This is a genomic window from Confluentibacter flavum, assembly GCF_002843175.1.
GTDB lineage: Bacteria > Bacteroidota > Bacteroidia > Flavobacteriales > Flavobacteriaceae > Confluentibacter > Confluentibacter flavum.
On sequence record NZ_PJEO01000041.1, the window covers coordinates 23,752 to 43,326 of the forward strand.

Genomic DNA, 19,575 nt, shown 5'->3' on the forward strand with positions numbered 1-19,575 from the left:
TATGGCAGAAATAATAAATATGCCGCGTTTGAGCGATACCATGGAAGAAGGAACTGTTGCAACTTGGTTAAAAAAGGTTGGTGACAAAATAAGTGAAGGCGATATTTTAGCTGAAATTGAAACAGATAAAGCCACTATGGAATTTGAGTCTTTTCATGAAGGCACCTTGCTTCATATTGGTGTTAAAGAAGGTGAAACAACTAAAGTTGATGAATTGTTGGCTATTATTGGTGATGAAGGTGAAGATATTTCCGGTTTGTTAAACGGGGGTAGTAGCAAATCTACTCCTGAGGCGAAGCCTGAAGTTAAAAAAGAAGAAAAGGAATCCAATGAGCAAAAAGTTCCAGTAGAAGAAAAATCAAAAGAACAACCTGCTAATGCAAAAGCCGATTTACCAGATGGGGTTATTGTAGTTACCATGCCAAGATTAAGTGATACTATGGAAGAAGGTACTGTGGCAACTTGGTTGAAAAAAGTTGGAGATACCGTTAAAGAAGGTGATATTTTAGCAGAAATTGAAACAGATAAGGCGACCATGGAGTTTGAGTCATTCCAATCTGGTACCTTATTATACATTGGTTTAAAAGAAGGCGAATCTGCAAAAGTAGATTCATTATTGGCCATTATTGGTCCTGCAGGAACTGATGTTTCTGGAGTGGCATCTAATTTTAAATCTGGTACAACAACCGATAAAAGAGAAGAATCACCTAAAAAAGTTGAAGAGCCAAAAGCTGAAACTCCCAAAGAAACCCAAAAGCAGGAAGCACCTAAAGAATCTAAGCCAACGGCTAAAACATCTACTAATGGAAGGTTATTTGTATCTCCGTTAGCTAAAAGGATAGCAGAAGAAAAAGGGATTAATTTGCAACACGTACAAGGTTCTGGTGAAAACGGCCGTATTGTAAAAAGCGATATAGAAAATTATACACCTTCGGCGGCGGCGGCAGTTGGTAAATTTGTACCAGTGGGTCAAGAGGATTTTGAGGATGTTACAAATTCACAAATGCGTAAAGCCATTGCAAAAGCCTTAACAAATTCTAAGTTTACTGCACCTCATTATTATTTGAATGTTGAGTTCGACATGGATAATGCTATCTCATTCCGTGAGCAGTTTAATTCCATTCCAGATACTAAAATATCTTACAACGATATGGTTATCAAGGCATGTGCTTTGGCATTAAAACAACATCCACAAGTCAATTCACAATGGTTTCCAGACAAAATGCGCTTAAATAATCATGTGCATATAGGTGTGGCAGTAGCTGTGCCAGATGGTTTGGTTGTTCCTGTTGTAAAGTTTGCAAACGAGCAAACCTTACCACAAATAGGTGCCTTTGTTAAAGATCTTGCTGGAAAAGCTAGAAATAAAAAGCTAACGCCTCAAGAAATGGAAGGTAGTACGTTTACAGTTTCAAACTTGGGAATGTTTGGAATAGATACATTTACATCTATTATCAATCAACCAAATTCAGCTATTCTTTCCGTTGGAAATATTGTTGAAAAGCCAGTGGTTAAAAACGGACAAATAGTTGTTGGAAATACGATGAAATTGTCTTTAGCTTGCGACCATAGAACGGTTGACGGAGCAACGGGTGCTCAGTTCCTTCAAACTTTGAAAGGATATATTGAAAACCCTGTAACTATGTTGGTATAACAAATTCCTGCGAAGGCAGGAATCTTATCATATTAAAAACCTGTTTCAATTATTTGAGGCAGGTTTTTTTATTTGGATAGATGCCTTATTTGTCATCAGCTGTGGATGGATCAATGACAGTGGCAACTTTTGCGACTGAATTTGCTGGAAAACCACCTTGTTTCGCATGCTCTAAAACCATTTCTTCATTCGGTGCTGTATATACACAGTAAATTTTATCGCCTGTAACATAACTATGTAGCCATTTTATTTCAGACCCCATTTTTTCCAGTACCCCACATGAGCTTTGTGAAATTGCTTTCAATTCTTCTGAAGTTAAATTGCCTGCTCCAGGGATTTCCCGTTCAATAACATACATATTTTGATTTTGAGTAGTTGTTTCGTCTCTTAATGAGTCGGCAACGGATTTTTCGTTATTGGCACAGTTTATAAAAGTTAATGCCAATATAAAAACAGAAAATATTTTTAAAGTTTTCATATATAAAATGTTTAGTTGCTAGTTTGTAATTATTATCTAAGATACTGATTTTTATTTACTTGTATAAATATTTTTATTTAACATTGAAAAACCACCGTCTTTGACGGTGGTCATGTTTTAAAGGCTATGCCATTATTTAGGATTAATCGGTTTTGTGTTTTGATTGTGTAAATTTAACGTAGTGAGTTCTTAAATTAGGTTAAGTTGATAAACATGTCATGCCCCTTTGGGGCTAATCTGAAATCCAAAGCCACCGTTTTTAACGGTGGTTGTTTACTTGAGGCAGTTTTTTTTAATTTATCAGATAGATGTCTTATTTGTCATCAGCCGTAGATGGATCAATGACAGTGGCAACTTTTGCGACTGAATTTGCTGGAAAACCGCCTTGTTTCGCTTGCTCTAAAACCGCCATGGGGGTTTTTGTTTTTATTCAGTTGGATTCGCATCAAAAGGAGCTACCAAAGCTATAAATAGTACGCAGGGACCGCTGTCTAGACATTTTGCTTTGTGGGGTTTGCCTGCAGGACCATATAAATAGCTCCCTGCTTTTATTATTCGTGTTGGCTCACCTTCATAAGTTACTTCAAGTTCCCCTGTAATCAGTACCATTCGTTCGGGTGAATTATGGGTATGACTGATAATGTCGGTATTAGGTTCTATTTTAAAGAACAAATCTAAGTTGGGTTTAGAGATGTCTCCATTTAAAATAGTAAAGGAGCAATTAGGAAAAAAATCTGGAGCCTTATGCCATATAAGATCAGCATCACCAATAGTATTTGCAATTGACATTTCTGAATTGACCGTTGCTGCTGTTTGGGCGCAAAGGCTAAAACCATTCAGCACAAAAACAGCTAAACAGGAATAGATAAATTTAAATTTTGTAGTTTCCATGACAAGTTATTTTTTAGTTTTTAAATAATATATTATACCTACTAGGCAGGTTTGATATTCTGATTCACATTAAATAAATTGTTAGCATCATACTTTCTTTTAATTTTTGAAAGTCGCTCATAATTGTGTCTATAACTCGCTTTTACACGTTCTTGCCCTTCATCCATCATAAAGTTTGAATAGGCACCGCCAGATGAGTAAGGATGCAATGCTTCCCAATACGCTTTACACCAATTAGTGATTTTATCAGCGTCTTTTGGTTCTGGCGATACACCTACAATGACTCCTGCATATTTTGCATCCCGATATGCCCAAGGGGTTTCTTCTGCTCCAATACGACTTGCTGCACCACTTATGGGGTATAAATGCATTTGAGATAGTGGTGTTGGAATACCAGAACCAAATTTTAAATGCTGTGCACTGACCTCTGAGCCTAATTCATTAAAAAAATCGGCACGCCAGTACCATTGCAACCCTGGAGGCATTAAACCATCAAAGAGGGTTTGTATTGAAGGATAAGGCATTTCCCCTACATGTTCAAAAACAGGATTTAAATCCATAGCTGGTTTTATTAGTTTGTTGAATTCTTCCTGACTGCCAGTATAACACCATACAATACCACAATATTGATTTCCGTGTAAAAAATCGGGAAATGGAGGCCCAGGAATAATCATGGTGGCTATAAATCCATTTAACTCGTCTGGAGCGTTATTAATGAATTCATGGTACCATGTCATAATTTCTTCAGTCCGTTCTATAGGCCATAAAGTTGGTCCGCCAATAACCGTTTTAACTTTATGGGCTTGAAATTTAAAAGAAGTAACAATACCAAAATTTCCGCCTCCACCACGAATTGCCCAAAATAAATCGGCATTTTGGTTTTTATTAACCGTAACAAAAGAACCATCAGCTAGAACCATATCAGCTTCTAAAAGGTTGTCTATTGTTAGTCCATATTTTCGTGATAAATGGCCAACACCACCACCAAGGGTTAATCCGCCCACACCTGTAGTGGAAATTATGCCAGCAGGAATTGCTAAGCCAAAAGGATGTGTTGCATGATCTACTTCGCCCCAAAGGTTTCCGCCTCCAACCCTTACGGTATTATCTGATGTGTCTACACGAATAAATTTTAATCCCGATAAATCAATAACTAACCCATCGTCACATAAACCTAATCCGCCACCATTATGGCCGCCACCTCTTACGGCGATTATTAGATTGTTTTCTCGTCCAAAGTTTACAGAAGCCATAACGTCGGCTACATCTACGCACATAACAAACATGCCTGGGTGCTTATTTATCATGCCATTATAGACCTTTCGTGTTGCATCATAACTAACATCTTTAGGCATTACAATCTTTCCTCTCAATTTTGATGAGAAGGCTTCAATAATTGAAGGATCTAAACTTTTAGCTTGATTTTTCATTTTAAGTTGGTTTATTTTATTTAGAAATTATCATACCTTTTAAAGACCATAAAACGGAAAGAACGTCTTTTTTTGAGTCTTCATCAATACCGTTTTTATCTAAAGCAGCAAAAATATCATCCACCACATGCATATATTCAGCAGGGGTAATACCCATACCTGTATGCGCAGTTACCATATCTTTCCCTTTATAAGTTGCTGGGCCACCACTGCCCGCACTAAAAAAATCGATGGTGTGCTGTTTTATGATGGCTAAATGTTCGGGTCTATCTTTAAAAGGAAGAAACCGAGCGTTAACTTCTGGGTTGTTCATGTGGTTTTCAACGGTATCGTCGACGATGTTTGAAATGCCATCCCTGCCTCCTAAGCGTTCAAAAAGTGTTTTAGTCATAATATTGAATGTTGGTTATCTATCAAAATTAAGAATACTAAAAACTGAACACCTCTAGATTTAATTCAAAAAATGATAATTTTGAATCAATGTGTTAAACCACGTGTTGCTGAAGGTATTGAGAAGGCAGCATTCCAAATTTATTTTTAAAGCAAGTAGAAAAATAAGCGGGACTATTAAATCCGGTTTCAAAAGCAATTTCTGAGATGTTTCCTTGTTGATCATGCAGTGCTTTAAGTGCTTTTTGTAGCCTATAATCTACAATAAAGTTGTTTGGTGATTTTCCTGTCAGGCTTTTTAATTTCCTATTAAGTTGCGATTTGCTATAACCCATTATTGAACTAAAATCGTTAACATTAAAATCTGGTTTATTCCAAATAGTTGCTACAAAATCCATCAAATCTGTTAAGAATTTTTCTTCATTTTTATTTATCGATCTTATATGGTCTTTATTAATAAATTCATTTCTATTCTCACTTTCATAAAGCGATTTTATTTCAGAAGTAATAACTATATGGCCATCAACAATTTCACATAACCGTGTAGCTAATGTTATGGTTTCTTCAAAAAAGGAATCTTTATGGGTAACTGGAACTCCAGAGCTAATCCCAATGTTTAACGTTCTCATTGAAACGTCGTGTTTTGTGGTTATATATTTGAAATTATACTGAATTTTTAAAGCACATAAAATAGCATCAGAAACCGATACAAAAGAAACTAAATAACTACTGTTATCTTGTTTTACAATAGACCCTTCAAATTGTTTAAATGTTTTTGTAAGGCTGTTATGGAATTTCTGCGTGAATAAACTAAACTGATTTCCTTCAAGTCTGTGCAAATAATCGCTGGTTTCAATAAGCATTATAACCCTAAAGGCAGGATCGTTAATAATGTTCAATTCAGTGTTTTTCGATTTCTCAGGATCTTCAATACGTCCCAAAAAAGATTCTACAATCGTTTTATTCACTTCTATAATTCTATGGGGCACGTCACCATGAGCTTTATTGTGCATGTCTTTAATGGCCTTCTCATTAGGAGCTTCAATTAAACAAAAAGCGGTTCTTCTATGTTCATCACACCAATACGTGATGCCTTTACAACCATATAAATGTTGCACTTTTAAATCTTCCTGATGCATTAGAGCTACATGTTTGGCGGTGATTTCTTCCGGTATGTCATGGCGATCCATGTATATTGGCATAGTGAGTATTTTTAATCCAAGTTAATGATATTTAGTATAATAAGCTAATTTTAATGCATCTTGAAATGAAACAATGAAATGAAAAACAATATTCAATTTTTTTATTCCGAGGATTTTTTATCTTTAAAACATGAAATTGCTTGCAAACACCAATGAAGATAAACGATTGCTTCGCCAGTTCGCTATCGCTCGTGTCCATATGACCTTTTGAAAAAATAAATATCTACATATGAAAAAAATTTTTATAATCATTCCGTTTTTAATTTTAATAGGGTTTTTAGGTTTTAAGCTATTTAAAAACGATGATGTATCGCCCGAAGCCTTAGAAATGGTGACCTCATATTTGGCATCTGAAGAATTGGAAGGGCGTGAATTAGGGTCTGTTGGCATTGAAAAGGCAGCGATATACATTGAGGCCGTCTTTGAAAAAAATAATATAAAACCATATTTTGAAACGTATAGAAATAATTTTAAGTGGAGTGCAATAGATGCTTACAACATCGTTGGTTATATAGAAGGTAGCGATCCCAAACTTAAAAATGAAGTCGTTATTATTGGAGCGCATTACGATCATATTGGAATAGTGGAAAAAGTAGGTGATGATAACCTTGCGAATGGTGCAAACGACAACGCATCGGGTGTAAGTGGGGTTTTACTAATAGCACAGCATTTTGCGGCCAAAAAAAGTAATAAGCGTAGCATTTTAGTTGCCTTATTTTCTGCCGAAGAAAAAGGCATGTTAGGGTCGGCCCATTTAGCAAAAACCCTTAAAGAAGATAATATAGACCCGTACATCATGTTGAATTTTGAAATGATTGGCGTGCCTTTTCCCGATAGGGATTATATGGCATTCATTACGGGTCATGGATTATCAAACATGTCTGAAAAAATAAATGAATACAGCGATTACAACCTTACAGGGTTGTCTGAGATTTCAAAAGAGAGAGATTTATTCATACGCTCTGATAATTATCCTTTTTATGAAGCCTTTAAAATACCTAGCCAAACCATTTCATGTAGCGATTTGTCAAATTTTGATTATTATCACCATGTAGATGATGAGGCCGATAAGTTAGATTACGAGCATATGGCAGACTTAATAAATAAAACCATCCCTGCTATTGAAGCCATTTGCAACACGCCAACCAAAGAAATAAAACTTTACAATGAGTAACATAATTATAACAGGTACAAGCCGGGGTATTGGTTTTGAATTGGTTAAATTGTTTGCCAAAGCTGGACATCACGTTTTGGCGCTTTCGCGGAACGAAAAACCTTTAGAGATACTCAAGCTAAATAATGTCACGTCTTTTTCGTTCGATTTAAGCGATGTCGATGCCTATAAAAAGGTAGCGGATTTTATAATTACGAATTGGGAACAAGTAGATGTGTTGATTAATAATGCAGGTATGTTGATTAACAAACCGTTTTCCCAACTTTCCATGAAAGATTTTGAAACCGTCTACAAAACCAATGTTTTTGGGGTGGCGGAGTTAACCAAAACGGTGTTGCCGTTTCTAAAACAAGGAAGCCATGTTGTGACCATCAGTTCTATGGGTGGTGTACAAGGTAGTTTGAAGTTTCCAGGACTGGCAGCCTATAGTTCCAGTAAAGCAGCCGTTATTAATTTAACCGAATTATTGGCAGAAGAATATAAAGATTCTGGAATATCATTTAACGTGTTGGCATTGGGAGCTGTGCAAACCGAAATGTTGGAAGAAGCTTTTCCTGGGTATAAAGCCAATATGTCGGCTATAGCTATGGCACAGTATATATCTGATTTTGCTTTAACAGGACAAAAATATTACAATGGAAAACTGTTGCAGGTGTCTAATTCTACGCCTTAATTACTATTTAAAACATCTTCATAATTCACTTTCATTCACTTTATTCAAACTTATCGCTTAACAATGTGAAAACATATTTTACATTAAGTTAATTAATAGATTAATAAGAATAACACTAAGAAAATATCGATTGCAGGCACAAGTAATATCTTTATTTGCCCTAAAGTTACTGTGTTTCATGGAAATAAGTGATGGAATTTGTTTCTAATCAAATGCTAATCCTACATGTTTATATTATTACTAAATCATTTATAAAATGATGCGTTGGTATAAGTTTTTAAATTAATCAATAACCAATTATAATTATAAATCATGAAGAACATTTTATTAGTATTATTTGCATTATTTTTAGTTTCGGCTTGTGAAAACGATCAAGCAGTTGTTAGTGAAAACGCGGTGTCTTTAAGTCTAAGTAAAGAAGCTAAATTTAAATCAGTACCACCTCAAACTGTGTTAGATTATAACACACAGTATGTTTTGCCTTTTGAGTTATTAACAACGACTAGTGAAGGTGTAGAAATTAGAAATGGAGGGTACGGGTCTGCGACTACTGCTCACCCAACAAAAGCGGGTGAATTTTATGCTTTAACAGATAGAGGCCCAAATGTAGATTATGCAGATGGTAAAAAATTTCCTGTGGCGGATTACACTCCAAGAATAGGACATTTTGCAATTACCAAAGAAGGAAGTGTTGTACTATTAAATGAAACTTTATTTAAAGATCCTTTTGGCAACACAATTTCGGGACTTCCTAATCCAGTAGGTAAAGGTGCTACGGGTGAAATTCCTTATGATATAAATAATAATGTGCTTCCATATGATGATTATGGTTTAGATTCAGAAGGTTTAGTGGCTTTAAAAGATGGATCTTTTTGGGTGTCCGACGAATATGGACCACACATAGTTAATTATTCAGCAGAAGGAATAGAATTGGAAAGAATTTCACCATATGGCATTAACGATGGAAATGGAGGAAGAAAGTTACCAAAGGTTTTTGCGAAAAGAAGGGCAAATAGAGGTATGGAGGGGTTAGCCGTTACGCCAAACGAAAAAACCTTGGTTGGTATCATGCAGTCTACAATGTTCAATCCAAGTGGTGGAGCAGCCACCAATCGAACAGTAACGAGAATAGTAACTTTCGATTTGGAAACGGGAATAACCAAACAATATTTATACAAACAAGAAGCAAACAATTTATCAAATTCAGAAATTGTAGCACTTTCTGATAAGCAATTTTTAGTAGTTGAGCGTGATGGAAAATATTCAGGAGATGGAGTGGTTCAAAAATATATTTATAAAATTGATTTGGAAGGAGCTACAGACGTAAGTGGTAGTAATGTGGAAGCGGAGCTTGGCATGTTGATAAATGGAAAAACCCTTGAAGGATCTAGTTGGGATGAAATAACCAATGCTGGCATACAACCTGTTAAAAAAGAATTGGTAGCAGATTTGGCTGCTTTAACTGGGTATCCACATGACAAGTTGGAAGGATTATGGCTAATTAATCACAATACTTTGGGTTGTATAAACGATGATGATTTTGCGGTTATTGATAATGATGGAAATGGTGTTTTAGACCAAAAAATATTACCAGGAACTGGTGGCAGTATAGATTCCAGTTCGCTCTACATGATACATTTTTAAGTAAAGAAAATTGATTTAAAAAAGCACCTTTTGGGGTGCTTTTTTTGTTTTAATAATTAGTTTAACGACCGATACAAATTCGTTTTTAATGTTTTACATCAGAAGAGACACGAGTTTAGTTAAAAATTTCTAATAAATTAAAGTGTTTTTAATTATTTTCAATATCACTAATGTGGTGCTCTAAGGCCCTTACGGAAATTTGTATTTCCTTGATTAGTAATGTTAAAGAGATAATCAATAACACCAAAGCAGTACCAAACACCCAAACCGCAATGGTTTGTTGTTTTATATAAATAAGAAACATGGTTAATACACATAGCAATAAACTGCTAATGCCATAAATCTGCATCGCGCGTGTTAGGTACAACCGCCTCTTTATATTTTCTATTTGCTTGATAAGTTGCTTGTCTTTTTTCTTAAGGTATTTATCGTGCAGACTTCTTACTACGGCAGCATAAGCCAAAAATCGGTTGGTATAGGCAAGCATGATTAATGAAATAGCTGAAAATAAAACAGCAGGTGTTGTAAGCGTGAGTTCTTCCATAGTATAAAGTTAAATTAAAATGTCAATTCGAGTGTTTTTTGAACTAAGAAATAGGGCAAAAAATGTATCGAGAATCATTTTATTCCAAATTTAAAAGTTCTTTTCGATTCAATTATATTTATTTGTAATACTTTTTTTATATTAGTACTGTGCAAGAAGATTTTTTACATTATCTCTGGAAACACAAAAAATTTGATGTTTCCAATATTAAAACCACAGATAACGAAAGTATTCATGTGCTGTCCGTCGGGCAACATAATTTAAATGCTGGCCCCGATTTTTTTAATGCTCAATTAAAAATCGATCATCAGCTTTGGGCAGGGAATGTTGAGGTTCATATAAAATCATCCGACTGGTTTTTGCACAATCACGAATTGGATAAAGCGTACGATAATGTCATTTTGCATGTGGTTTGGGAACATGATACCGATGTATTCCGGAAAAATAATTCCAAGATTCCGACTTTGGAATTAAAAAGCTATGTTTCTAAATTAGCCCTAAATAATTATGAAAAATTATTTGCCAAATCTGGTAAATGGATTAATTGTGAACATGATTTTTCCAGTGTAAACAATTTTGAGATGTCCAATTGGCTGGAGCGTTTGTATTTGGAGCGTTTAGAACGAAAATCTGAAGATATAAATACCTTGTTGATGACTTCACAAAACGATTGGGAAGCCGTTTTGTTTAAAATGCTTGTCAAAAATTTTGGTTTAAAGGTAAATGGAGAAGCATTTTTAAGTTTGGCAAATAACATAGATTTTTCAATAATTAGAAAAACACTGACTAATAACACAACGTTAGAATCCTTACTTTTTGGCCAAGCTGGATTATTGGAGCAAGATATTGAAGATCCTTACTATTTAGAGTTGGTAAAAGAATATGAATTTTTAAAACAAAAATTTTCACTGTCTAACAAAAATGTAACGCCCATTCAGTTTTTTAGGTTACGCCCTCCCAATTTTCCAACCATCAGATTGTCCCAATTGGCAACATTATACCACCAAAATCAAAACTTATTTTCAAAAATTATAGAAATAAATACGTTGATTGGTTTTTATGATTTGTTTTCTGTTTCCACCTCACTGTTTTGGGAATCGCATTATACCTTTGGTAAATCTTCAAAAAAATCAAAGAAAGTGATAACCAAGGCATTTGTTAATTTACTATTAATCAATACCATCATACCGTTAAAATTCAGCTATGCTAAATTTAAGGGGCATAATATTGACGATTCCATAGTAAGTTTAATCGAGTCCATTGCTTCAGAAAAAAATAGTATTATAGAAAAATTCAATTCATTAAAATTAGTATCAACATCTGCGTTACAATCTCAAGGGCTACTTCAGCTTAAAAACGAGTATTGCAATAAAAATAAGTGCTTACAATGTGCCATAGGGAGTTCACTTTTACATAGTAATTGATTAAATTGCGGCATGAACATTTTTTATAAAGCATTACTATATTTTCAAAAACGCGGGTATTATGTATGTCAACGTATTGCCGATAGATTTGGAATTAGGGCAAAGGTGATCAGAACCACATTTATGTATTTAACATTTGTAACCTTGGGTTTTGGTTTTGCATTGTATTTATTTTTGGCTTTTTGGATGCGCATTAAGGATTTGCTTTATACAAAACGATCTTCGGTTTTTGATTTGTAGATTATATGATGACCCCCATTATAAATTTTTTTAGAACCAAAATCTATACAGCGATTTTCTTGTTGTTAGCGATTATGTTTATTGGTGTTGCTGGGTATATGTATTTATCCCATTATACATTTATAGACGCACTTTACATGACGGTTATTACTATGACAACCGTTGGATTTGGAGAAGTATCGCCACTAGATGAAACCGCTAGGATTTTCACTATATTTTTAATAATAGCGAGTGTGGTTATTGTAGGTTATGCGCTGTCTGTTATCACAGAGTATATTTTGAGTAAAAATAATATTGAAGAATTAAAACAAAAAAAGATGCAAAAACAAATTGATAACTTTAAAAACCATATCATTATTTGTGGCTATGGTAGAAATGGTAAGCAAGCTGCTAGAAAGCTTTTCGCTTATAAAAGACTATTTGTGGTTATTGAAAAAGATAAAGAAATAGAACAGCGACTTCAGTTTGATAATGTGCCTTACGTTATTGGTAATGCCAATGATGACGAGATTCTTATTAAAGCAGGCGTGCATAGGGCATCCAGTTTTATTTCGGCATTACCTAATGATGCCGATAACTTATTTGTAGTATTATCTGCAAGACAAATAAATAAAGATATTAATATTATAAGTCGTGCATCACACGAATCATCTTATGATAAGTTAAAATTTGCAGGAGCCAATAATGTGATTTTACCAGATAAAATAGGAGGGGATCATATGGCATCCCTGGTTGTTGTGCCGGGTTTAATGGAATTTATAGATAATTTATCCATTGTTGGAAAATCGAATATAAATATTGAAGAAATAGCTGTAGAGAAACTATACAACACTAAGGACGTTAAAACGATTAAGGACTTAGATCTTCGTAGAAAAACTGGCTGCACAGTCATTGGATATAAAAATGCTAATGGTGAATATATTGTTAACCCAGAGGCAGAGATTGAACTCGTACCACAATCAAAAATAATTGTTTTAGGAAGGCCAGAACAAATAGAAGCTTTAAATTCAGAATACAATATACATTAGTGGTTTTTATATTTTTATCAACAGATGTTTTAAAAAGCCATTTTTTTTTAGCATCTTGCCTGCTTTTAGTAACTATTATTCAATAAATAAACCAACATAGAATTCTTATGAAGAAATATCTTCTTTCAACGTTCACGTTATTATTACCATTTTTAACAATCGCACAAGAAGTAACTGAAAAAGGACTTGATGAAAAAGTAAATGATGCGTTCATGCCTTTTGCAACTTGGTGGGAAGGTTTTATTTTGACTACGGTTCCCATTGGGGAGTATCATATTCCTTTTGTCGTGCTTCTTTTGGTTTTAGGAGCGTCATTTTTCACCATCTATTTCAAGTTTCCTAGTATTACTAAATTTTGGACAGCCATAAGTACCGTAAGAGGTAAGTATGTTGATATTGAAAAACATGGCGTTGATAAACTTTATAAAAATGATGAAGCGTTGGCAGTTGAAGATATCCCGAATACCATAAGAGACGAAAGTGCTCATGGAGAAGTATCGCATTTTCAGGCATTGGCTACGGCTGTTTCTGGAACCGTTGGTCTTGGAAATATTGCGGGAGTTGCGGTGGCTATAGGCTTAGGTGGGCCAGGAGCTACTTTTTGGATGATTGTTTGTGGATTATTAGGTATGTCAACCAAATTCGTGGAATGTACCCTTGGGGTAAAGTATAGAGATATAGGTGTAGATGGCACTGTTTATGGCGGCCCTATGTATTATTTATCTAAAGGGATGAAGGAAATCGGTTTTGGAAACCTCGGAAAAGTATTAGGTGTTCTATTTGCGGTTCTTTGTGTAGGGGCATCGTTCGGTGGCGGTAATGCATTTCAATCCAATCAAGCAGCCGTTCAAATAAGCACCTTATTAAATTTAGAAGGCGGTTCTACAGGTGTTGTTATAGGCATTCTATTGGCCATTTTAGTTGGAATTGTTATTATAGGAGGCATAAAACGTATTGCTAAAATAACCGAAAAAATTGTGCCTTTTATGGCTGGGCTTTATATCTTGGCATCGTTAGTCATCATATTTGCTAATTTCAGTGATATTGGTATGGCTTTTTCATTAATTATTGATGGAGCCTTTTCACCTATGGCCGGTCTTGGTGGAGTGGTTGGTGTAATTATTGTCGGATTTCAAAGAGCGGCTTTTTCTAACGAAGCTGGAGCAGGCTCTGCAGCCATTGCCCACTCCGCAGTTCGTACTAAATACCCAGCTTCCGAAGGTGTTGTAGCACTTTTAGAACCTTTTATAGATACCGTTGTGATTTGTACCATGACTGCTTTGGTTATTATTTTCTTTAATATTAATGGCACGGAACCACAAGCTATATTTGATTATACGGCGCAACATGGTAGTAGCGTGATTTTAAAATCGACAGGCTTGCCCATCAGTGGTGTCGATTTAACCTCCTTGGCATTTGATTCGGTAATCCCTCATTTCTCATATGTATTAACCATAGCTATCGTTTTGTTTGCTTTTTCAACCATGATTTCTTGGTCGTACTATGGTTTGCAATCATGGAAATATTTATTTGGAAAAGGGAAAAGAGCCGACATGGTTTATAAAGTATTATTCTTATTTTTTGTGGTAGTTGGTGCTGCCGCAACTTTAGATGCCGTCATTAAATTCTCTGATGCCATGATTCTGGCATTGGTATTCCCTAACATGATAGGCTTATTTTTCTTATTTCCTAAGGTAAAACAGGAAATGAAACGTTATTTGGGTGCTATTATGATTAAAAAAGAAGCCATTCAAGAAGGTGCTGAAGATATTACCAAACACATGTAATTAAAAAAAATCTATATGAAATCCCATTTTACGTTTTCTAAAAGTCAGCGCAATGGGATTTTTTTATTGATAGTCACCATCATCGTGCTTCAGTGTGTTTATTTTTTTGTTGACTTACCATCCGAAAAGGTTAGTGTAAACCAAGCATTATTAGCCAAGTATAATGAAGAAATAGATTCATTACGTTTGGCGGAACTGGAAGCTAGAAAGCCAACTATTTATCCGTTTAATCCCAATTATATTACAGATTATAAAGGTGCTTCGTTAGGGATGACCAACGAAGAAATCGATCGGCTATTAGCTTTTAGAAAACAAAATCTATGGATTAATTCAGCAAAGCAATTTCAGGAAGTTACGAAAGTCTCCGATTCACTTTTAAATACCATATCGCCCTATTTTAAATTCCCAGATTGGGTGGAGAATCCAGTGTCCAAACCCATTTCAACTTACAGTAATAGTCCTAAAACCTTTGCTCAAAAGCAAGATTTAAACACTGCTACGGCGCAACAACTTCAAAAAGTATATGGTATAGGTGAAGCCTTATCCCAGCGCATCATAAAATATAGAAGTAAGTTTATGGGCGGTTTTATTGCCGATGTCCAACTTCAAGAGGTTTATGGTTTAAATTCGGAAACTATTGAAAACATAACCAAAGAATTCACTGTTAAAACCCCTAGACCTATTACAATAATCAATTTAAACAAGGCGACTGTTGAAGAACTTGTAACCCTACCATATATAGATTACGATTTAGCATACCATATTACAGAGCAAAGACAATTGAGAGAGGGGTTTAAGGCGATTGATGATTTAACAAAAGTTAAGGATTTTCCAATCGATAAATTAGATATAATTAAATTATATTTGTCCCTCGATTAAAAAAATTGTAAATGAATAGTATGTACTTCACTGAAGAACATCATCTTTTTAGAAAAAGTCTTCAAGATTTTTTAAAAAAAGAAGTCGTTCCAAATGTAGATAAATGGGAGGAAACAGGTGTCATTGACACCGGTATCTGGAAAAAATTTGGCGATATGGGCTTTTTTGGGATTAATTATCCAGAAGCTTATGGCGGACTAAATCTGGATCTTTTTTATACCGTTATTCTTCTGGAAGAACTTCAAAAAGTAAACTCAGGCGGTTTTGCAGCTGCCATATGGGCGCACGTGTATTTGTCAATGACGCATCTCAATGCCGAAGGAAGTGAAGACATTAAGCAAAAATATTTAGTACCTAGTATTACGGGAGACAAAGTAGGCTGTTTATGCATTACCGAACCATTTGGAGGCAGTGATGTGGCAGGATTGCGGACAACGGCCGTAAAGGAAGGCGACTTTTATATCATTAACGGGTCTAAAACATTTATTACCAACGGTGTGTACAGCGATTATTTAATTGTTACTGCAAAAACAAAACCACAATCAGGGAATAAAGGCATTAGTATTTTTGTCATTGATAGAGAAACACCAGGGATAACGGCAACTAAGTTGAATAAATTAGGTTGGCGAGCGTCCGATACGGGCGAGATTGCATTTAATAATGTTAAGATCCCAGCTAGCAATTTAATGGGAGAAGAAAACAAAGGGTTTGCTTATATATTACAGCATTTTGCTTTAGAAAGATTGGTTATGGGAATAAATGCCCATGCCCGCGCAGAATATGCCCTGGAATATACGTTGGAATATATGTCGCAACGAGAAGCCTTTGGTAAGTCTATAGATAAATTTCAGGCACTAAGACATACCATGGTCGATTTATATGCCGATATGGAAATCTGTAAAGAGTTTAATTATTCGGTTGCCTATAGATTGAATAAAGGCGAATACGTGGTAAAACAAGCCACCATGTCTAAATTAAAGTCCACTAAAATGGCCGATGAGGTTATTTACCAATGTCTTCAATTTTTAGGAGGCTATGGGTATATGGAAGATTATCCGTTGGCAAGACTTTTTAGAGATAGCCGATTGGGACCCATTGGTGGAGGAACCTCAGAAATTCTTAGGGAAATATTAGCTAAAATTATAATTGATAAAAAGGATTATAAGCCTATTATTTAATATTTGGGCGTTACCCAAGGGTCGGGCTTTCCATTTCAATCTTTTGCCCAAAAGCAAAAGGATTTCCACTGCAATCCCTAACGCGAGATAGAATCAAAAATTGGATATTTTCCAATTATACCTGTATCTAGCAATGAATTCTAGCCATTGTTAGGAAAATGTTTTTTTCTTTCTTCTATCCAATCACCAATAAATATTCTGATTCCCTTTGAAGCTTGTTGCATATAATACGTTCCAGCAATTTTTTCTTTTTCGGGAACATATTCATCAGTTTTCCTAATTCCACTTTCGATTGTGTCAGGGCCAACTATTTTAACAGATGAATAGAAGTGTTGGTTGCTAAGATGTATGTATCCACTACCAGCATCATAAATTTGCTCAGTCCATTTAAACCCTTTGATTTCTTTTATAAGCTCAACAAGTTTAGAATCCGTTAATCTCTCTTTATGATTTTTGAAATATTTCATTTTTCTAATTATTTCGCCTTTTCTAACTTTTTTGGCAAAAGTTTCAACGTCAAATTCCGATTGAGTAGAAGCGAATAATCTTAATAAACTATCTAAATTTAATCTTACTAATGGTGCTGCTGCGATATAATTATTATCGTTGATTAATGTTATGTAACCTCTATTTAGATTAATAGTGCGGTTTAAAATTGAATGGCAAAAAAATGTAAATTCTGTCATTCCATTAATTTCAATTAAGTTTTTTCCCATCTCAATAAGTTTTGAGTCTTCATTTTCTAATTCAATTAATAGATCATCTAATTCTTTCGACATCTTTTACATTTTGTCAACTAATATGATATAAAATCGTTTTAATACTGAAACAAGTTCAGCACAGTTTTTTTTAATCAAAAGCCAAACTAAAATAGCTGAATTTATTCACAAAATAAAGGTATACTCAATTTTAAATAAAATATTTTTAATAAGTAATTATAAATTAATAATTGTTTTTATATTTGCACACTGAAATTCTAAAAGAGAGGAGGTTAAGACATTATGTTAATAATACCAATTAAAGAAGGAGAAAATATAGATAGAGCGCTAAAGCGTTTTAAGCGTAAGTTTGATAAAACAGGCGTAAAACGTCAGTTACAAACTAGAAAGCAGTTTACAAAGCCTTCCGTAGAACGTAGAGCACAAATACAAAAAGCGCAATACATTCAAGGTTTAAGAGATGCAGAAGATAATATATAATTAGCTTCTAAATCGTATACAATCCAATTCCCGCAACTCGCGGGAATTTTTTTTATCCTAAATTTCAGCATATAATCAGTTAAAAACTTTGTACTTTTAAGGTTGGTCTTCGACAAGCTCAGACTGACAAATGTTTAATATTTAAGTTTTTTAATTTTTAATTTTGTTCTGCTGGGCCTGTCGAAGCTCCTATTAATATAAACTAGTTTTAACTTTTAACTTTGAACTTTTAACTTTAAAGGATGCCTCTAAAAAAATTTACGGATTATTTATTACTAGAGAAAAAATATTCGGCCCTTACAGTTAAGGCATACCAAACCGATTTGGAAAGTTTTGTGGCATTTGTAAAAAGTGAGTTTGATGAAGATACCATCCAACACGTTAACTATTCCCAAATACGGAGTTGGATTGTATCGTTGGTGGAGAAAAAAGTGTCCAATAGAAGCATCAACCGAAAAGTATCGGCTTTAAACACCTATTTTAAGTTTCTTCAAAAAGTAGGCGACATTAAATTAAATCCGTTAACCAAACACAAGGCATTAAAAACCAGTAAAAAAATTCAAATCCCTTTTTCGGAAACCGAAATCAATACAGCCATAGACGATTTGCATTATGAAGATAATTTTGAGGGCATTAGAGATAAATTAATCATTGAGCTATTTTATTCAACAGGCATACGGCGAATTGAATTGGTGGAGTTGAAGCTGGCTAGCATCGATTTTCAAAATAACACATTAAAAGTATTAGGAAAAAGAAATAAAGAACGATTGGTGCCGTTATTAAATTCAGTGGTTCAATCATTACATCATTATTTAAAAACAAGAAGTGAATTAAAAACCGTTGTCGATACTGAGAACTTATTTTTAACAAAAAATGGCGTTAAAGTATATGAAACTCTTGTGTACAGAATAATAAATGATTATTTTAGTAAGGCATCTTCAAAAGTAAAAAAGAGTCCGCATATTTTGCGTCATTCTTTTGCCACACATTTACTTAACCAAGGTGCAGATTTAAATGCTGTTAAAGAGCTTTTAGGACATTCCAGTTTAGCGGCGACTCAAGTTTATACACATAATAGTATTGCAGAGTTGAAAAAAGTGCACATCAATGCACATCCTAGAAGTAAAAAGTAGAATATTGTCTAACCCAAAACATGTAAGTATGAAAGTAAACACCCAGTCAGTGAATTTCAACGCAGACAAAAAGTTGATTAATTTTATCCAAAAGCGTATGGATAAATTAGATTTGTTTTATGATAAAGTCATACAATCCGACGTATATTTAAAATTAGAAAACACAAGTGATAAGCAAAATAAAATTTTTGAAGCCAGAGTAAGTGTGCCTGGAGATAGCTTTGTAGTAAAAAAACAGTGTAAATCCTTTGAAGAAGGGGCTGATATGGCAGCGGCTTCGCTTGAAAGACAACTTAAAAAGAGAAAAGAAAAATTAAGAGCAAAATTGTGACAAAATTTATCAAAAAATGTTTTGATTAACTAAATAAATCTATACATTTGCAGTCCGTTAGAAATAGCGGGCTTTTTTTATGCTAAAAAAGTAAGAAAAAGGCCGATGTAGCTCAGTTGGCTAGAGCAGCTGATTTGTAATCAGCAGGTCGTGGGTTCGAGCCCCTCCATCGGCTCTTTTAAAAAGCCGGTTCCTTTTGGGGTTTGGATTTTAAAAATTGAAATTTTGAAAAATTGGGGAGATACTCAAGCGGCCAACGAGGGCAGACTGTAAATCTGCTGACTACGTCTTCGCAG

The 19,575-nt window shown here is 34.5% G+C and carries 20 protein-coding genes and 1 tRNA gene; 14 read left to right on the plus strand and 7 right to left on the minus strand.

All coding sequences use genetic code 11. The features are described from left to right. Position 1: 1 nt before the first annotated feature. Positions 2-1,654, plus strand: a complete 1,653-nt coding sequence (locus CSW08_RS11335) for a pyruvate dehydrogenase complex dihydrolipoamide acetyltransferase (RefSeq protein ID WP_106660000.1) — start codon at positions 2-4, stop codon at positions 1,652-1,654. Between the two features lie 85 nt (positions 1,655-1,739). Here the strand turns inward: CSW08_RS11335 and CSW08_RS11340 are convergent, their stop codons facing one another. The 5 genes from CSW08_RS11340 to CSW08_RS11365 form a co-directional block, all read right to left on the minus strand. Further along, positions 1,740-2,132, minus strand: coding sequence for a DUF4242 domain-containing protein (locus CSW08_RS11340; RefSeq protein ID WP_238987252.1), 393 nt, complete (start codon positions 2,130-2,132; stop codon positions 1,740-1,742). Positions 2,133-2,558: 426 nt separating this feature from the next. Then, positions 2,559-3,023: a cupin domain-containing protein gene (locus tag CSW08_RS11350; RefSeq protein ID WP_106660001.1), complete on the minus strand. Its 465-nt coding sequence runs from the start codon at positions 3,021-3,023 to the stop codon at positions 2,559-2,561. Positions 3,024-3,064: 41 nt separating this feature from the next. Then, positions 3,065-4,453, minus strand: coding sequence for an FAD-binding oxidoreductase (locus CSW08_RS11355; protein ID WP_106660002.1), 1,389 nt, complete (start codon positions 4,451-4,453; stop codon positions 3,065-3,067). Positions 4,454-4,469: 16 nt separating this feature from the next. Further along, entirely contained in the window at positions 4,470-4,844 is a 375-nt protein-coding gene (locus tag CSW08_RS11360) for a group I truncated hemoglobin (RefSeq protein ID WP_106660003.1), read from the minus strand. A gap of 94 nt (positions 4,845-4,938) precedes the next feature. Continuing rightward, positions 4,939-6,045, minus strand: a complete 1,107-nt coding sequence (locus CSW08_RS11365) for a nickel-binding protein (RefSeq protein ID WP_106660004.1) — start codon at positions 6,043-6,045, stop codon at positions 4,939-4,941. Between the two features lie 229 nt (positions 6,046-6,274). On the opposite strand from CSW08_RS11365, the gene CSW08_RS11370 reads away from it, so the two are divergent. From CSW08_RS11370 to CSW08_RS11380, 3 genes are all read left to right on the plus strand, one after another. Then, the gene (locus tag CSW08_RS11370) at positions 6,275-7,219 is read left to right on the plus strand and encodes a M20/M25/M40 family metallo-hydrolase (RefSeq protein WP_106660005.1); all 945 of its coding nucleotides are present in this window, start codon (positions 6,275-6,277) and stop codon (positions 7,217-7,219) included. Next, on the plus strand, positions 7,212-7,892 hold the full coding sequence (locus CSW08_RS11375; RefSeq protein WP_106660006.1) for an SDR family NAD(P)-dependent oxidoreductase: 681 nt from the start codon (positions 7,212-7,214) through the stop codon (positions 7,890-7,892). The genes CSW08_RS11370 and CSW08_RS11375 overlap by 8 nt, the downstream gene beginning before the upstream one ends. Positions 7,893-8,204: 312 nt before the next feature. Next, positions 8,205-9,536 carry an esterase-like activity of phytase family protein gene (locus CSW08_RS11380; RefSeq protein WP_106660007.1) on the plus strand — a complete coding sequence of 444 codons (1,332 nt, stop codon included), beginning with the start codon at positions 8,205-8,207 and terminating at the stop codon, positions 9,534-9,536. Between the two features lie 148 nt (positions 9,537-9,684). Here CSW08_RS11380 and CSW08_RS11385 read toward each other — a convergent pair whose 3' ends face one another. Further along, complete coding sequence (locus tag CSW08_RS11385; protein WP_106660008.1) at positions 9,685-10,080, minus strand: DUF2721 domain-containing protein; 396 nt, start codon at positions 10,078-10,080, stop codon at positions 9,685-9,687. A 149-nt stretch (positions 10,081-10,229) separates the two neighbouring features. Between CSW08_RS11385 and CSW08_RS11390 the strand changes: the two genes are divergently transcribed. The 6 genes from CSW08_RS11390 to CSW08_RS11415 all read left to right on the plus strand — a co-directional run bounded on the left by CSW08_RS11390 (position 10,230) and on the right by CSW08_RS11415 (position 16,616). Next, positions 10,230-11,504: a DUF2851 family protein gene (locus tag CSW08_RS11390; protein WP_106660009.1), complete on the plus strand. Its 1,275-nt coding sequence runs from the start codon at positions 10,230-10,232 to the stop codon at positions 11,502-11,504. Between the two features lie 12 nt (positions 11,505-11,516). Next, entirely contained in the window at positions 11,517-11,744 is a 228-nt protein-coding gene (locus CSW08_RS11395) for a PspC domain-containing protein (protein WP_106660010.1), read from the plus strand. A 5-nt stretch (positions 11,745-11,749) separates the two neighbouring features. Beyond that, entirely contained in the window at positions 11,750-12,772 is a 1,023-nt protein-coding gene (locus CSW08_RS11400; protein ID WP_106660011.1) for a potassium channel family protein, read from the plus strand. 107 nt (positions 12,773-12,879) lie between these two features. Beyond that, positions 12,880-14,559, plus strand: a complete 1,680-nt coding sequence (locus CSW08_RS11405) for an alanine/glycine:cation symporter family protein (protein ID WP_106660012.1) — start codon at positions 12,880-12,882, stop codon at positions 14,557-14,559. Between the two features lie 15 nt (positions 14,560-14,574). Beyond that, on the plus strand, positions 14,575-15,438 hold the full coding sequence (locus tag CSW08_RS11410; RefSeq protein ID WP_106660013.1) for a ComEA family DNA-binding protein: 864 nt from the start codon (positions 14,575-14,577) through the stop codon (positions 15,436-15,438). Positions 15,439-15,449: 11 nt separating this feature from the next. After that, entirely contained in the window at positions 15,450-16,616 is a 1,167-nt protein-coding gene (locus CSW08_RS11415; protein ID WP_106660014.1) for an acyl-CoA dehydrogenase family protein, read from the plus strand. Between the two features lie 140 nt (positions 16,617-16,756). On the opposite strand, the gene CSW08_RS11420 is transcribed toward CSW08_RS11415, so the two are convergent. After that, entirely contained in the window at positions 16,757-17,395 is a 639-nt protein-coding gene (locus tag CSW08_RS11420) for a hypothetical protein (protein ID WP_106660015.1), read from the minus strand. Between the two features lie 222 nt (positions 17,396-17,617). On the opposite strand from CSW08_RS11420, the gene rpsU reads away from it, so the two are divergent. The 4 genes from rpsU (at position 17,618) to CSW08_RS11440 (ending at position 19,454) form a co-directional block, all read left to right on the plus strand. Continuing rightward, complete coding sequence (gene rpsU, locus CSW08_RS11425; RefSeq protein ID WP_106660016.1) at positions 17,618-17,815, plus strand: 30S ribosomal protein S21; 198 nt, start codon at positions 17,618-17,620, stop codon at positions 17,813-17,815. Positions 17,816-18,057: 242 nt separating this feature from the next. Continuing rightward, positions 18,058-18,948 carry a tyrosine-type recombinase/integrase gene (locus tag CSW08_RS11430; protein ID WP_106660017.1) on the plus strand — a complete coding sequence of 297 codons (891 nt, stop codon included), beginning with the start codon at positions 18,058-18,060 and terminating at the stop codon, positions 18,946-18,948. 28 nt (positions 18,949-18,976) lie between these two features. After that, the gene (gene hpf, locus CSW08_RS11435) at positions 18,977-19,279 is read left to right on the plus strand and encodes a ribosome hibernation-promoting factor, HPF/YfiA family (RefSeq protein WP_106660020.1); all 303 of its coding nucleotides are present in this window, start codon (positions 18,977-18,979) and stop codon (positions 19,277-19,279) included. A 101-nt stretch (positions 19,280-19,380) separates the two neighbouring features. Next, a tRNA-Thr gene (locus CSW08_RS11440) sits at positions 19,381-19,454 on the plus strand. Positions 19,455-19,575: the final 121 nt, after the last annotated feature.